Below are 16,791 nucleotides of genomic sequence, written 5' to 3'. Positions count from 1 at the left end.
ACGGACCTATGAAACACTTCTTTTTACTTGTACTTTTCTCGATGACTAGTCTGATTCAAACATGGGCGCAAACGAATATCGCAGGAGTTGTCACCGATGAACGTAACCAACCCCTGGCAGGAGTGTCCATTAGTATCCAAGGCAACACGACAGGTACCGTCACCCAGGCCAATGGACAGTTTTTCTTACAAACCAATGAATCCTTTCCACTTACTATCATCGCATCATTTATTGGCTACAAGCGGGAAAATGTAGCCGTTCGGGGAAGTAACTTCCGTAGCCTAGTCGTAAAGCTCAGCAAAGAAGCAATCATGACCGATAACGTTATAGTATCGGCGAGTCGTGTGCCGGAGGCCATTCAAAAGGCAGCCGTAACGGCCGAAAAGCTGGGTACGCTTCAATTTCAGCATTCACCGGCAATAAGTCCGTTCGATGCCCTTCAGAACGTGACCGGAGTCGACCTCCTAACCCAGAGCCTGACGTTAAAATCGGTAAACCTGCGGGGTTTCGGGGCCAATAATAATACCCGATTTATACAACTAACCGATGGCATGGACAACCGATCGCCGGGCTTAGGGTTTGGATTTGGCAATGTGGCGGGTATCTCTGATTTAGATGTTGAACATATCGAATTGATTCCGGGTGCTTCTTCAGCCCTATACGGACCGGATGCTCTACAAGGCCTGATGCTTACCTCCAGCAAAAATCCCTTTACGTACCAGGGGCTCAGCGCTCAGTTGAAAGTAGGGGTCAATAACGTCGGAAAGGTCGATTTCGGGCCAAAAGGCTACCGTGATATTGCCATTCGGTACGCGAACCAGTTGGGTGCACGTTTTGCCTTCAAGGTAAATTTCCAGCGGATAAGCGGCACTGACTTTATCGCCGATGACTACAGCGATCGGTCAACAAGAGCGCGGACTAATTTCTTCACCACCGACCCCAGCCAGGGGGGTATCGCTACCGGCATAGGCTACGTGCCGAATAATGATCCAAATACGAACTTCGAGTATGACGGCGTAAACACCTATGGTGATGATATCAATGCGGGTGGCGCCTACACCTTCCCAAAAAATTACGCCAATGCCCTTTTGCAGGGCAAATTGGTAACCCGCACCGGCTACACAGAGCTTGATATGCTCGGTAACAACGGCAAGGTGTTTAATAACCGGGCCAACGTATCAATGCATTACAAGTTGCCAGGTAATACTGAAGCCTCAGTTGGCTGGTATTATGGCAACGGCAACTTTATAAGCACCGGCAGTTTCCGCGAATACTTTCCGGATTACAAACGCCATCAGTTTAAAGCCGAGCTACGGGGCGATAACTTTTTTCTACGAGCTTACACCACCCGGCAGCAGGCTGAAGGCTGGACTATTGGTCAAACGGCTACCGCGATTAACAATAGCTGGAAATCGTTGAATCAGTGGGCCGCGGAGTTTGGCCAGGTGTACATTGATAACAAGTTTGGCCTAGATGCTTCCCGCGCTACGGCCGACCGCGGCCGTTACCTGCCCGGCTCCGTCCAGTTCAATGCTGTCCGGGATGCTTACGCGAGCACCTACAATACTGATTTTATTCCCGGCTCAACGACTGCCAAGGGAACGCGTTTTCGGGATAATTCATCCTTGTGGCATTACGAAGGCATGTATAACTTCACAAAGCTGCTAAACAATACAATTGAATTGCTGGCAGGAAGTAGCTTTCGGCATTATGGAATCAATACGGGAGGCACCGTTGTCGCCTTAAAAGCTGATAGCACGGAGTACACCATCAACGAATATGGCGCTTATGTACAGGCCGCCAAAGAAATAAAAGTAGGTGCAGGATTAACGGTGAAACCTACTGTCGCCATTCGCTACGATAAGAACCAGTACCTGAAAGGGGTAATAACTCCCCGTGCCTCGGCGGTTGTTAGTGTTGGTCCACATAATTTTCGGGGATCGTGGCAAACAGCGTTTCGAAACCCATCACCGGGCCAACTGTTTGCGGTTCCGGCAACTGGTAGAGAGGACGGTATAGACGGCTCACAACTTGCCGTTGAATCAAGCAAACGAATTACCAGCCCAGCCTATGCAGAAAGTGACGTAAAGGATTTCACAGCCGGACGTATTACCGAAGCCCAGCTCCGTAGCCGCGCTTATAATCCGGCGAATTTCACAGTGGAGAAAGTAAAGACCTGGGAAGTAGGCTATAAAACACTCATTCAAAATAGGTATTATGTAGACGCCTTTTATTTCCACAGCCAATACACCGACGTTATTACCCCTCAGCGCTTTTATCAGCCCATGACTGGCCAAGTCACTGACTTTGCGACGAATGCCTATCGTACGCTGCAAATCGATTTCAATAATCACAATGAGATTTTCGTGAATGGCTGGGGCATTGGTTCGGAGTATAGTTTAGGACGAGGATTTACCATTGGTGGCAATTTCGCCCACCAGGTAGGCACCGTAACTCTACGGGATGCACAGGGCAATATTGTCAACGACAATGCTGGCGTGCCCATTGTGAAGCGGAAAATGAGCAATCCTGACGTATCACAAAAGGGGCGTAACTTCTTTGCCTCTCCCGAAAATCGCTACAATCTGACCCTTGGCAACGCAAGCCTGACGAACCGGCTCGGTGCCACAATAACGTACCGCTGGACCGATAGAATGTGGGTGGAGCAGGGCACAACGGCAGGCGATATCTGGCTACCCCCCTGGACAAGCCTGGATGCACAGGTGTCGTATAACGTGCCAACGTTTAAATCCATCATTAGACTAGGTGGCACGAATATCCTCAATCACTACTATGCACAAGGCTATGGCTTGGCCCGAATTGGTGGGCTGTATTATTTGAGTATTACGTTCGATGAATTAATGCGGTAGTCCTCGCAACTGGTTGACAATGACACGCCAAATTATAGCGTTGTTACTCCGTCGTAAGCGTGCAATTCGCTGTGAAGCGTATAGCTTTAAAACCCTGTATCTACGAAATCGTATATTCTTCCGAAGTATTGGTTTAAACGGAGTGAGTCATACTGCTAATAAACGGAATGACTGATGACAAAAAAGCCCCGACCATTTCTGATCGGGGCTTTTCATAATCATTATTTCTGAACGGTTAGACCGTAGCTTTCTTTTTGCTGCGAGCGTACTGTTCGCGCGATTCGGTGATGGTTTCCAGTTCCTCTTTCGAACCAACAATGGCTGTTTGGTAGCGACGGAGGCCTGTACCGGCCGGAATCAGGTGACCAACGATTACGTTTTCTTTCAGGCCATCCAGCACGTCACGTTTACCACGGATCGAGGCTTCGCTCAAGACTTTCGTCGTTTCCTGGAAGGAAGCGGCCGAGATAAAGCTATCCGTACCCAGCGACGACTGCGTGATGCCCATCAGCGTTGGCTGCGAAACAGCGGCCATCGCGTCACGAACGGTTACAAGAGCCATATCACGACGTTTCAGACCGGAGTTCTCATCCCGTAGCTGACGACTCGTTATGATCTGCCCTGGTTTAACGTTCGGCGAATCGCCGGCGTCCATAACCACTTTAGCGTCAAGAACTTTATCGTTTTCTTCGCGGAAAGACCACTTGTCGACAACCTGGCCTTCGAGGAAGTTGGTGTCGCCCGAATCGATGATTTCAACTTTCTGCATCATCTGCCGCACGATGGCTTCGATGTGCTTATCATTGATTTTCACCCCTTGCAGACGGTAAACTTCCTGAATTTCATTCACCAGATATTCCTGAACAGCCGTCGGTCCTTTGATGGCTAGAATGTCGCTTGGTGTAATCGCACCATCCGACAACGGAGCACCAGCCCGCACGAAGTCGTTATCCTGTACCAGGATAAACTTCGACAGAGGGACAAGATACTTCTTCTTAGTTCCGTCTCTCGACTCGATAAAGATTTCGCGGTTACCCCGTTTGATAGCACCGTAGGTAACAACGCCATCAATTTCGCTAACGACAGCTGGGTTCGACGGGTTACGGGCTTCGAACAATTCCGTTACCCGTGGCAGACCGCCCGTGATGTCACGAGTTTTACCAACGTTACGTGGAATTTTCGCCAGTGGCTGACCAGCTTTAATTTTCTGGCCTTCTTTCACAACCAGACGAGATCCAACCGGAAGGTTATAGCTCTTCTGAAGTGGTCCACCGTCATTATCGGGCAGGTGCAACGTTAGGGTCGTTGTGCCTTGTACGACAATAGCCGGGTTCTTGGCTTTATCGCGGCTTTCGATGATCACTTTCTCCTGGAAGCCAGTCTGTTCATCGAATTCCTCACGATACGTGATACCGTCTTCGATGGCATCGAAGCTCAGCGTACCGGTCAATTCAGACAGAATGACGGCGTTGTATGGATCCCAGGCGCAAATATCGTCGCCCTTCTTCACCATATCGCCATCTTTAACCCGCAGGAATGCACCATACGGTACGTTGTTGCTGATGAGCACGACGCTACGGTCACTTGGGTTGACAATCCGAACTTCACCCGAACGACCCATTACGATTGTTTGTGGGTTACCTTCGTTGTCTTCCGACTGAACCGTCCGCATTTCTTCGAATTCGATCAATCCATCGAATTTCGCTTTAATCGATGCATCAACGGCAATGTTCGAAGCCGTACCCCCTACGTGGAACGTACGGAGTGTTAACTGCGTACCTGGCTCACCGATTGACTGAGAGGCAATTACACCCACCGCTTCACCGATGTCTACCATGCGGCCCGAAGCCAGGTTGCGGCCATAACATTTGGCGCAAACACCCTGACGCGATTCGCAAGTCAGTACCGAACGAATTTCAACCGTTTCAATGCTCGTTTCATCGATATGGGCAGCAACTTCTTCCGTTACCAGCTCACCCGAAGCTACGATCAATTCTTTTGTGAGCGGATCATAAATGTCGTGAACCGTAGTACGGCCCAAAATACGTTCTGACAGTGGCTCAACGATATCTTCATTATCTTTCAGCGCCGACACTTGCAGACCACGGAGGGTTCCACAATCGTCTTCGCTGATGATAACATCCTGGGCTACGTCGTGCAGACGGCGAGTCAGGTAACCGGCATCGGCCGTTTTCAGAGCGGTATCGGCCAGACCTTTCCGCGCACCGTGGGTTGAGATAAAGTACTCCAATACGTCGAGTCCTTCTTTGAAGTTCGACAAAATCGGGTTTTCAATGATCTCGCCAACCGAGCCTTGCAGGTTTTTCTGAGGCTTAGCCATCAGACCACGCATACCACCCAACTGACGAATCTGCTCGCGAGAACCACGGGCTCCCGAGTGCATCATCATGTAAATTGAGTTAAAGCCGCCCTGATCCGCTTCGAGCTGCTTCATCAGCGTCTCGGTCAGACGGGAGTTTACGCGGGTCCAGATATCAATAACCTGGTTGTAGCGTTCGTTCTCCGTAATCAGACCCATCAGGTAGTTATCCCAAACGGCCTGTACTTCCGCTTTCGCTTCTTCAACAAGACCCTGTTTTGCTTCTGGAATCATGATGTCGCTCAAGCCGATGGAAAGACCACCTTTGAACGCCATCTGGAAACCAAGTTCTTTGATCTCGTCAAGGAACTGAGCTGTCCGGGCACCACCCGAAATCTTAAAGATAAGGGCAATGATCTGCTGAAGTTTCTTCTTCGTTAGCAGCTCATTGATGTAACCTACTTCTTCAGGAACGGCCTGGTTGAACAATAGCCGACCGGCAACGGTATCGATAACCTTATAAACCAGCTCACCATTTTCATCCCGGACTTTCACCCGGCACTTGATGTTGGCGTGCTTCGACACCCGACCTTCGTTGATACCAATGATGACTTCTTCGGTACCATAGAAGGTCATGCCTTCACCAGCAATTGGATATTCCGGAATGCTCTTGCGACCTTTCGTTACATAGTACAGACCCAACACCATGTCCTGCGATGGTACCGTAATAGGCGCACCATTGGCAGGGTTCAGGATGTTATGCGACGCCAGCATCAGCAACGACGCTTCGAGCACGGCTTCCTGACCCAGTGGCACGTGAACGGCCATTTGGTCACCGTCAAAGTCAGCGTTGAAGGCAGTACAGACGAGTGGGTGCAACTGGATAGCTTTACCTTCGATCAGTTTTGGCTGGAAAGCCTGGATACCCAAACGGTGAAGCGTTGGAGCCCGGTTCAGCAGAACAGGGTGGCCTTTCAACACGTTTTCCAGAATGTCCCAGATAACGGGATCTTTCCGGTCAACGATTTTCTTAGCCGACTTCACGGTTTTGACGATACCCCGCTCAATCAGTTTGCGAATAACAAACGGTTTGAACAACTCAGCGGCCATGTCTTTCGGCAGACCACATTCGTGGAGTTTCAATTCAGGACCAACGACGATAACCGAACGACCCGAGTAATCGACACGCTTACCAAGCAGGTTCTGCCGGAAACGGCCCTGCTTACCTTTCAGCATATCAGACAATGACTTCAGCGCACGGTTACCTTCCGAACGAACGGCGTTTACCTTACGTGAGTTGTCGAACAGTGAATCGACAGCTTCCTGCAACATCCGTTTTTCGTTACGGAGAATTACTTCGGGAGCCTTAATTTCGATAAGCCGCTTCAGACGGTTATTCCGGATGATAACCCGCCGATACAGGTCATTCAAATCGGATGTAGCAAAACGACCGCCGTCCAGTGGGACGAGTGGGCGCAGTTCGGGTGGAATAACCGGTACCATTTTGATCACCATCCATTCAGGACGGTTTTCAATACGACCGTTTGCTTCCCGGAATGCTTCAACGACTTTAAGCCGCTTCAAGGCTTCCGCTTTCCGTTGTTGCGACGTATCCGTAGCAGCCGCGTGACGTAGTGAGTAGGATAATTCGTCTAACTCTACCCGCGATAGCAACATCTCCAACGCTTCAGCCCCCATCTTGGCGATGAACTTATTAGGGTCTTTATCGTCCAAATGCTGGTTATTACCAGGCAGTTTATCAATAATATCCAGGTACTCGTCTTCGGTCAGGAAGTCAAGCTGGTTGATACCATCTTCAGCTTTTACACCGGGTTGTACGACGACATAACGTTCGTAGTAAATAACCTGATCAAGTTTTTTGGTTGAAAGGCCCAGCAGATACCCAATTTTGTTGGGCAAGCTCCGGAAGTACCAGATGTGCGCAACAGGCACCACCAGTTCGATGTGGCCCATACGCTCCCGGCGTACTTTCTTTTCGGTTACTTCAACGCCACAACGGTCGCAGATGATGCCTTTATAGCGAATCCGCTTGTATTTACCACAGTGACATTCCCAGTCCTTCACTGGTCCGAAAATGCGCTCGCAAAACAAGCCGCCCATTTCGGGTTTGTAGGTCCGGTAGTTGATTGTCTCCGGCTGTGTTACCTCGCCGTAGGAACTCTCCAAAATAGACTCCGGCGATGCCAGACTGATCGTCACGCTGGCAAAGTCGCTGTTGAGCTTTTTGTTCTTTTTGAACGACATTGGTTGGAGATTATAGGTTAAAACGAGAAGTGAGAAGTTAGGAGTGAGAAGCGAGGAGTTGTTGCTGATGCATTACTCCTAACTCCTCACTCCTCGCTCCTAACTCCTATTATTCAAGTGTAATTTCAAGTGCCAGACCACGTAACTCGTGTACGAGTACGTTGAACGATTCAGGAATATTTGGCTTCGGCAGGTTTTCACCTTTCACGATTGCCTCATACGCCTTCGCACGGCCAACTACGTCATCGGATTTTACCGTCAGGATTTCCTGCAGGATATGCGATGCACCGAAAGCTTCCAGTGCCCACACTTCCATCTCACCGAAACGCTGACCACCGAACTGCGCTTTACCACCCAGCGGTTGCTGGGTAATGAGCGAGTAGGGTCCGATTGAACGGGCGTGCATCTTGTCGTCCACTAAGTGCCCTAGTTTGAGCATATAGATGATACCAACCGTTACCTTTTGGTCAAAGCGCTCACCCGTCAAACCGTTGTATAGATACGTACGACCAAAAGAAGGTAAACCGGCTTCGTCCAACTCGTCAGCAACCTGCTGTTCAGTAGCGCCGTCGAAAATTGGCGTTGCATACTTACGGTCCAGTTTCTGACCAGCCCAGGCCAAGACAGTTTCGTAAATCTGCCCGATGTTCATACGAGATGGTACACCCAGCGGGTTCAGAACGATGTCGACCTTGGTTCCATCTTCCAGGAACGGCATATCTTCATCGCGTACGATCCGGGCAACAACCCCTTTGTTACCGTGACGACCAGCCATCTTATCCCCTACTTTCAGCTTACGCTTCTTGGCAATATAGACTTTCGCTAATTTCACGATACCAGCAGGTAGTTCGTCACCAACCTCGAGTGTAAAGCGCTCGCGCTTGAACCGGCCTGTAATTTCACTGCGACGGTTGTTGTAGCTCTTGATGAGCGTAACAAGCATCTGGTTCAGTTTATCATCTTCCGTCCAGCCCTCAAGGTTCATATCGGCCAACAAATTGGCTTCTTCAGGTACGGCATAGCTACTCTCATCGCGATAGGCATTGCGATCAGGGAAGAGGTTCTCCGTGATATTTTTCCGGTTGAACTTCACGCCTTTGCTCACAATCTCATCACCAAACTTGTGTTTGGCACCCGCGCTGGTTTTACCATCCAGCAACAACACCAATTTCTCAATCATACGAGCCCGGAAGTCATTCAACTCACGACCGTATTTCTTCATCAGTGCTTTTACCTCATCTTTATGCTTACCACGGTCTTCCTTGGCCGGACGAGCAAACAACTTGGTATCAATAACAACACCTTTCAGGGATGGTGGCGCTTTTTTGGAAGCATCCTTCACATCTCCAGCTTTATCTCCGAAAATAGCCCGAAGTAGTTTCTCTTCTGGCGTTGGATCGCTTTCCCCCTTGGGCGTGATTTTACCAATCAGGATATCACCTTCTTTCACTTCCGTACCCACCCGAACGATACCGTTCTCATCGAGGTTACGAACCGTTTCTTCGCTTACGTTCGGAATTTCAGAGGTTAACTCCTCTTCGCCCCGCTTCGTATCACGAACCTCCAGTTCGAACTCTTCAATGTGGATTGAGGTAAAGATGTCTTCGCGTACGACACGCTCCGAAATCACGATAGCATCCTCGAAGTTGTATCCCTGCCAGGGCATGAACGCAACTTTCATATTCCGACCCAGGGCCAGTTCACCCGCCTGCGTAGCATAACCCTCGCAAAGCACATCACCTTTTTTCACTTTCTGTCCTTTCAGAACAGTTGGCCGAATGTTGATGCAGGTATCCTGGTTGGTACGACGGAACTTGATGAGGTTGTACGTCTTCCGGTCTTCATCGAATGTTACAGCCAGTTGATCTTCATCAAGGTTGTACCGAACAACGATTTTCGTAGCGTCAACGAATTCAATTACCCCATCGGCTTCAGCTATAACCAGCGTCCGCGAATCAACAGCGACACGACCTTCCAGACCCGTGCCAACAATTGGCGCTTCGGGACGGAGAAGCGGTACTGCCTGACGCTGCATGTTCGAACCCATCAGGGCACGGTTAGCATCGTCGTGTTCTAAGAACGGAATCATGGAAGCGGCCACCGATACAATCTGGTTCGGAGCAATATCCATGAAGGTTACATTCTGTGGCTCGGCAATTGGGAAGTCACCTTCAAAACGGGCCTTCAGGCGATCAACCATGAAATTCCCTTTTTTGTCAATGTCAGCATTCGCCTGAGCGATGTAGTGCGTATCTTCTTCTTCAGCTGTCAGATACATCACAGGTTTTTCCATCGATACTTTACCGTTTTCAATGATCCGGTAAGGCGTTTCGATGAAGCCCATGCTATTGATTTTAGCATAGACACACAGTGATGAAATCAATCCGATGTTTGGACCTTCCGGGGTTTCGATGGTACACAGACGACCGTAGTGCGTGTAGTGTACGTCACGAACCTCGAAACCAGCCCGTTCACGCGATAGACCACCGGGTCCCAGTGCTGACATCCGACGCTTATGCGTTACTTCAGCCAATGGGTTGGTCTGGTCCATAAACTGCGACAGCTGGTTGGTCCCGAAGAACGAGTTGATAACTGACGACAGTGTCCGGGCATTGATGAGGTCAACAGGTTTGAAGTCCTCATTATCCCGCACGTTCATCCGTTCTTTAATCGTCCGGGCCATACGCGCCAGACCAACACCAAACTGTGCATATAACTGCTCACCTACTGTCCGAACACGTCGGTTGCTCAGGTGGTCAATGTCATCGACAACGGCTTTCGAGTTAATCAGACCAATCAGGTACTTCACGATCGACACAATGTCTTCTGTGGTCAGTACTTTCATGTCCGACGAAATGTCAAGACCAAGCTTTTTATTGATCCGGTAACGGCCTACATCACCAAGGTCATACCGCTTATCCGAGAAAAACAAGCTCTGGATGATCTCCCGAGCGGTTTGCTCGTCAGGTGCATCAGCGTTCCGGAGCTGCCGATAGATTTGCTCAACAGCCTCTTTCTCCGAGTTTGAGCTGTCTTTCTGCAGCGTATTATAAATAATATTGTAATCGGCCATGTTCATGTCCTCCTTATGCAGGATGACTGATTTCTGACCCGATTCCGTAATGACATCAATATCATCTGCCGAGATGGCTGAGTCGCGCTCCAAGAGCACCTCGTTCCGGCTGATTGACACTACTTCGCCCGTATCCTCGTCCACGAAATCTTCCGTCCACGTGCGCAGTACCCGAGCAGCTAACCGACGACCAATGGCCTTCTTCAGGTTGGCTGGCGTTGCCGGTACTTCTTCCGATAAACCGAACAAGTCCAGAATATCTTTATCTGAGCCAAAGCCAATAGCCCGTAACAGCGTCGTAACCGGGAATTTCTTCTTGCGATCAATGTACGCATACATGACATTATTGACATCGGTCGAAAACTCGATCCAGGATCCTTTGAACGGAATAATCCGAGCTGAATAAAGTTTTGTACCGTTTGTGTGCTTGCTCATCGAGAAAAACACACCCGGTGAACGGTGCAATTGAGAAACAATCACCCGCTCGGCTCCGTTTATGACAAACGAGCCTTTCTCGGTCATGTACGGAATGTTCCCCAAGAAAACCTCCTGCTCAATCGTCTCAAAATCCTCGTTGTCGGGATCGTTGTTCGTTAAGCGGAGTTTGGCTTTCAAAGGCACCGAATATGTCAGACCCCGATCAATAGACTCGTCGACCGAGTATTTAGGGGGGTCGACCAAGTAGTCGATGAACTCCAGCTTAAAATTCTCGCGGGAGTCTGAAATAGGGAAATTTTCCTGAAAAACTTTGAACAACCCTTCTTCCGACCGTTGGTTGGAGGGCGTATCAAGCTGGAAAAAATCTTTGAAAGATTTTACTTGAATATCCAAAAAGTCTGGATACCCAATCACTGGCTGAATCGTCGCAAAATTTTTGCGCGTACTGATTTTCGCGTTTGTCGCCAAGATTGTGCTTCGTTTAGTTGCGTAACCGATTCTCAATGAGTGCGTTGCGAAGATTTGCGACGGCACTCGAACTAAGCGGCTATTCAGGCTCCGGGCGTCACCCGACCCAAGGAGCGTAAATAGACAACATAAGGCAATATAAATTAGTTTGTCTTTTGCAATAGCTTAGACAAAAAGTCTCCAAACAGGAAAAGACCAGACGTTGGTCTGGCCTCCCCTGCCTGGAGCGATATGCGAAAGAGCTATCTGCTTACTTAACTTCTACTTCAGCACCAGCTTCTTCAAGTTGCTTACGGAGGGCTTCAGCTTCATCTTTGCTTACACCTTCTTTTACTGGCTTAGGCGCTGTGTCAACCAATTCTTTGGCTTCTTTCAGACCCAGACCTGTCAGGTCTTTAACCAGTTTCACGACAGCTAGTTTAGCAGCACCAGCTGACTTCAAAACAACGTCGAACGAAGTTTTCTCAGCAACAGCTGGAGCGGCATCACCACCACCTGCACCACCGGCTACCATTACTGGAGCAGCAGCAGCGGGTTCGATACCATACTCATCCTTCAGGATAGTAGCTAACTCGTTAACTTCTTTAACTGTCAGGCTTACAAGCTGCTCCGCGAACGCTTTCAAATCTGCCATTGTAGTATTTTTTTTATTTGGTTGTGATACGATTTTGTAACGCGGACATCTTGTCCACGATTTAATTAATTATCGGATTGGCGAATCGAAGTCCGCCCTACAGCTAAGCTGCTTCCTCGCGCTCCGACAACGTTTTGAGGATACCGGCCAGTTTGTTGCCACCGCTTTGCAACGCCGAGATGACGTTTTTCGCAGGCGACTGCAATAGACCGATGATTTCGCCGATCAACTCTTCTTTGCTCTTCAGGGCGATGAGCGTATCGAGTTGTTCAGCACCAATGAACAAGCTATAATCAATCGATGCCGCTTTCAGTTGCAGCTTGTCGTTCGTTTTACGGAACTCTTTGATAAGCTTAGCCGGTGCTTTGCCATTCTCGGGATGAAACATCACCGCCGACTGACCATGCAATACCGTATCGTTGAACGGAGTATAATCCGTATCGAGGGCTTCGAGTGCTTTTTTGATGAATGTATTTTTCACCACTTTATACTCTATACCCTGCTCAAAACACATCCGACGGAGGTTGTTTGTTTCAGCAACCGTCATGCCATTGGCTTCCGTGATGTAGAAGAAGGGAATCGACTGGAACTTTCCAGTTAATTCCTCAATAATTGCTCCTTTGTCCTCGCGCTTCATGGCTTAAATTCCGGCTACTGTGCCTTTATCAATCGTTACTCCCGGACTCATTGTGCTCGACAGGTTGATTGTTTTCACGTACGTGCCTTTAGCCGATGAAGGCTTCAGACGCAGTAGTGTAGCAATGATTTCCTGCGCGTTCTCGGCCAGTTTTTCTGGCGTAAACGATACTTTACCAATACTGGTGTGAATAGCGCCCTGCTTGTCAACTTTGAAGTCGATTTTACCGGCTTTCACCTCACGAACGGCTTTGGCTACATCGGGAGTTACCGTACCCGATTTCGGGTTTGGCATCAGTCCACGTGGACCAAGTACTTTACCCAGACGACCAACCTTAGCCATGACACTTGGCATCGTGATGATTACATCGATGTCTGTCCAGCCCTGTTCGATCTTCTGAATGTACTCGTCCAGACCAACGTAATCTGCACCAGCCTCTTTCGCTTCGTTCTCTTTGTCCGGGGTGCAAAGCACCAGAACGCGAACCGTTTTACCCGTACCATGAGGCAACGTGGCAACACCACGAACCATCTGGTCAGCTTTACGCGGGTCAACGCCCAACCGAACGTCAATATCCACAGAAGCGTCAAACTTCGTATACGAGATGTCTTTCAGAATCTCAGCCGCCTGGTGGAGGGAGTATTCTTTAGCAGCATCGTATTTCGATTGAGCTTCCTTTTGTTTTTTCGTTAACTTAGCCATGTCTGTGTTTGCTTCGGCAAGTCTATTAGTTCTCGAAGGGCGCTGTGCCCGTCACCGTGATTCCCATGCTGCGGGCCGTACCGGCCACCTGCTTCATTGCTGACTCGACCGTAAAGGCGTTCAAATCGGGCATCTTCGTTTCCGCGATGGTCCGAATTTGCTCCCAGGAGACAGAGCCCACTTTGTTGCGGTTTGGTTGAGCAGAGCCGCCTTTCAGCTTAGCTGCTTCCAACAGCAGAATCGGTGCGGGCGGAGTTTTGATTACGAAATCAAAGGATTTATCCTTGTAATACGTAATCAGAACAGGAAGCACCGTACCCATCTTGTCCTGCGTCCGGCCGTTAAACTGCTTGCAGAATTCCATGATATTCAAACCCTTGGAACCCAGAGCCGGACCGATCGGAGGTGAGGGGTTGGCTTGCCCGCCTTTGACTTGCAGCTTTACGTAGCCACCTACTTCTTTTGCCATTGTGATAATTGAGTTACGATCTACAATTTACGTCTTCCGGGAGCTAGTCACATAACCGACCCGATTTCCTTCACTGTAAACCAACTTGTTTTGACCGTTTATCCTCTGAGGGAAGCATAGGACGTCCGGTCATGGAATCTGATTTCAGTCAGAGTTCCTTTTCTACTTGCGCGTAACTGAGTTCTACCGGTGTATTCCGGCCAAATATTTTTACAACGACGTTCACTTTCTTCCGGTCGTCAAATACTTCTTCTACTGTACCGATGAATCCTCCAAATGGGCCATCGACAACCTTCACTGATTCACCCTTGATGTAGGCCACAGTTGGCACAGCGACTTCCTGCGCTTCTTCGTGTACTTTACCCAAGATGCGGTTCACTTCAGCCTGACGAAGGGGAACAGGCACTTTAGATGTCGTTCCAACCTGCGCGTTGCCTAAGAAACCAAGAACGCCGGGCATGTTCAGAATCATATCGAGCGCGCGGTTATTACCCAGATCAGCCGAGATTAAAATGTACCCCGGAAAGAATGACTTTTCCCGAACGCGCTTCTTACCGTTGCGCATTTCGTACACTTTTTCCGCGGGGATAAGTACCTGCGGAATTACTTCGTCTAATTTTTGCCGGATAATTTCGTTATCGAGGTAAGATTTGATTTTCTTCTCCTGCCCCGACACGGCCCGTATGACGTACCATTGTATGCCGTTTACGCTCATGTTATGATTTGGAACCGCATGGGCGGCCTCGTTACGATCTCCAAACAGTAATTTGTTGAAGCGATAGAAACATATCGCACAAATTCCTCTTCGGAGATCAGTTTAGAATGACTGATAAAACGCGTTCAGTCCGTTCTCAAATACTAAATCGATTAGACCGACTAATAGCGCAAAAATCAGCGATGCTACCAGTACCAGCGTTGAACTGGATTGCAGATCGCTGAATTTGGGCCAAGTCACGTTATGCTGAACTTCCTCCCAGGAGGCTTTCAGAAACGAGATAAACTTGTCCATGGTAAAGTAAGGGATTTGCACGGGTGGAGAGATTCGAACTCCCATCAACGGTTTTGGAGACCGCTATTCTACCCTTGAACTACACCCGTTTATAGTTTTTTGCTAAACTAGCCGAATCAGCGTGCTCCGAAACGGACTGCAAAAGTACGAACTATTATCAAAAAAACAAGTGCATCTCCGCTAAGAAATGCACTTGTTTTCAGATATTTACCTTAGTCGAGGATTTCCGTTACCTGACCAGCTCCTACGGTACGGCCACCTTCACGAATAGCGAAGCGAAGACCTTTCTCCATAGCGATTTTGTTGATCAGACTTACTTCAATCGTGATGTTATCACCAGGCATTACCATTTCAACGTTGGCAGGCAGTGTAATTTCGCCCGTAACGTCTGTGGTACGGAAGTAAAACTGTGGACGATACTTGTTAAAGAAAGGAGTGTGGCGACCACCTTCTTCTTTCGACAACACATAAACCTCAGCTTTGAACTTCAGGTGGGGAGTTACTGAACCTGGCTTACAAATAACCATACCGCGACGGATATCGGTTTTTTCAATACCACGGAGCAGAAGACCTACGTTGTCACCGGCTTCGCCACGGTCCAGAATTTTCCGGAACATTTCAACACCCGTTACAACTGATTTCAGGTTTTCAGCACCCATACCCAGGATTTCAACTTGCTCACCCGAGTTGATGATACCCCGTTCGATACGACCGGTAGCAACTGTACCACGACCAGTGATCGAGAATACGTCCTCTACGGGCATAAGGAATGGAAGGTCCGTCATACGAGGAGGCAGGGGGATGAAATCATCCACACTCTGCATCAGTTCTTCGATGGTACCAACCCATTTAGCATCGCCGTTCAGACCACCAAGAGCCGAACCTTGAATAACAGGGATATTGTCACCGTCGAAGTTATAGAAACTCAACAACTCGCGAATTTCCATTTCAACGAGTTCAAGAAGTTCTGGATCGTCAACCATGTCCACTTTGTTCATGAACACAACAAGTTGAGGAACACCCACCTGACGAGCAAGCAGGATGTGCTCACGTGTTTGTGGCATTGGTCCATCCGTTGCCGCTACCACGAGGATAGCGCCGTCCATTTGAGCAGCACCCGTAACCATGTTTTTCACATAGTCAGCGTGGCCTGGGCAATCGACGTGGGCGTAGTGACGGTTCGCTGTTGAATACTCAACGTGCGATGTATTGATGGTGATACCACGCTCTTTTTCTTCCGGAGCGTTGTCGATCGAGGAAAAGTCCCGTACCGCTGCTAGACCCTTTTCGGCCAGCACTTTCGTAATGGCAGCCGTCAGCGTCGTTTTACCGTGGTCAACGTGACCAATCGTACCGATGTTTACGTGCGGTTTCGAGCGGTCAAAATTCTCTTTTGCCATGTTTTTAAAACGCTATTGTGAACTGTTTTTGTTATTGGATGAACTCGCTGAAATAAATTAAACCTAGCGAAATCATCCTCGTTTGAGGTCTGACGCCGTTTAGGCTTAATACCGCACGGGCGGTCCCGTCAAAAAGGCTTCAAAAAGAAGCCTTGAGCCGTTACGGGGACTTGAACCCCGGACCTCTTCCTTACCAAGGAAGTGCTCTACCGCTGAGCTATAACGGCGGTACTCAATGGTATGCACTTAACAAGCTACTACTCGATGCTTTGCCTGTTCGACTTCGCAACCGTACTAACTTGTTTGCTAAGCAGAAGTCGTGCGCGACTGCGATCACAACCTATAACTTAGAAGGCTGTTACTCTATTACTGGAGCGGAAGACGGGTCTCGAACCCGCAACCTATAGCTTGGAAGGCTATCGCTCTACCAATTGAGCTACTTCCGCCTGAAACAAGGATAAAGTCAAGTTTAAGAGTTATGCTGCTTTTCAAACTATGCTACTTTA

At 48.9% G+C, this 16,791-nt stretch carries 10 protein-coding genes and 3 tRNA genes; 1 reads left to right on the top strand and 12 read right to left on the bottom strand.

What is annotated here, in order from left to right:
* Positions 1 to 41: 41 nt before the first annotated feature.
* Entirely contained in the window at positions 42 to 2,870 is a 2,829-nt protein-coding gene (locus ACYU8Y_RS11490; protein WP_460937234.1) for a TonB-dependent receptor domain-containing protein, read from the top strand.
* Positions 2,871 to 3,105: 235 nt separating this feature from the next.
* Here ACYU8Y_RS11490 and rpoC read toward each other — a convergent pair whose 3' ends face one another.
* The 12 genes from rpoC to ACYU8Y_RS11430 all read right to left on the bottom strand — a co-directional run bounded on the left by rpoC (position 3,106) and on the right by ACYU8Y_RS11430 (position 16,731).
* Positions 3,106 to 7,455 carry a DNA-directed RNA polymerase subunit beta' gene (gene rpoC, locus ACYU8Y_RS11485; RefSeq protein WP_460937232.1) on the bottom strand — a complete coding sequence of 1,450 codons (4,350 nt, stop codon included), beginning with the start codon at positions 7,453 to 7,455 and terminating at the stop codon, positions 3,106 to 3,108.
* Positions 7,456 to 7,564: 109 nt separating this feature from the next.
* The gene (gene rpoB / locus ACYU8Y_RS11480) at positions 7,565 to 11,434 is read right to left on the bottom strand and encodes a DNA-directed RNA polymerase subunit beta (RefSeq protein WP_460937230.1); all 3,870 of its coding nucleotides are present in this window, start codon (positions 11,432 to 11,434) and stop codon (positions 7,565 to 7,567) included.
* Positions 11,435 to 11,684: 250 nt separating this feature from the next.
* On the bottom strand, positions 11,685 to 12,068 hold the full coding sequence (gene rplL / locus ACYU8Y_RS11475) for a 50S ribosomal protein L7/L12 (RefSeq protein WP_460937228.1): 384 nt from the start codon (positions 12,066 to 12,068) through the stop codon (positions 11,685 to 11,687).
* 103 nt (positions 12,069 to 12,171) lie between these two features.
* A complete protein-coding gene (gene rplJ, locus ACYU8Y_RS11470) occupies positions 12,172 to 12,705 on the bottom strand; it encodes a 50S ribosomal protein L10 (RefSeq protein WP_460937226.1) in 534 nt (177 codons plus the stop codon).
* A 3-nt stretch (positions 12,706 to 12,708) separates the two neighbouring features.
* Positions 12,709 to 13,407, bottom strand: coding sequence for a 50S ribosomal protein L1 (gene rplA, locus ACYU8Y_RS11465; protein WP_460937224.1), 699 nt, complete (start codon positions 13,405 to 13,407; stop codon positions 12,709 to 12,711).
* A 25-nt stretch (positions 13,408 to 13,432) separates the two neighbouring features.
* Positions 13,433 to 13,876, bottom strand: a complete 444-nt coding sequence (rplK, locus tag ACYU8Y_RS11460; RefSeq protein ID WP_046577462.1) for a 50S ribosomal protein L11 — start codon at positions 13,874 to 13,876, stop codon at positions 13,433 to 13,435.
* Between the two features lie 148 nt (positions 13,877 to 14,024).
* A complete protein-coding gene (gene nusG / locus ACYU8Y_RS11455) occupies positions 14,025 to 14,591 on the bottom strand; it encodes a transcription termination/antitermination protein NusG (protein WP_460937222.1) in 567 nt (188 codons plus the stop codon).
* Between the two features lie 102 nt (positions 14,592 to 14,693).
* A complete protein-coding gene (secE, locus tag ACYU8Y_RS11450; protein WP_012928967.1) occupies positions 14,694 to 14,885 on the bottom strand; it encodes a preprotein translocase subunit SecE in 192 nt (63 codons plus the stop codon).
* 18 nt (positions 14,886 to 14,903) lie between these two features.
* Positions 14,904 to 14,974 (bottom strand) — tRNA-Trp (locus ACYU8Y_RS11445).
* Positions 14,975 to 15,097: 123 nt separating this feature from the next.
* A complete protein-coding gene (gene tuf / locus ACYU8Y_RS11440) occupies positions 15,098 to 16,285 on the bottom strand; it encodes an elongation factor Tu (protein WP_046577464.1) in 1,188 nt (395 codons plus the stop codon).
* A gap of 155 nt (positions 16,286 to 16,440) precedes the next feature.
* Positions 16,441 to 16,512, bottom strand: a tRNA-Thr gene (locus ACYU8Y_RS11435).
* Between the two features lie 143 nt (positions 16,513 to 16,655).
* Positions 16,656 to 16,731 (bottom strand) — tRNA-Gly (locus tag ACYU8Y_RS11430).
* Positions 16,732 to 16,791 lie beyond the last annotated feature (60 nt).

The sequence above is a fragment of the Spirosoma humi genome (assembly GCF_054776575.1).
This window is presented reverse-complemented; position numbering and strand designations above follow the sequence as displayed.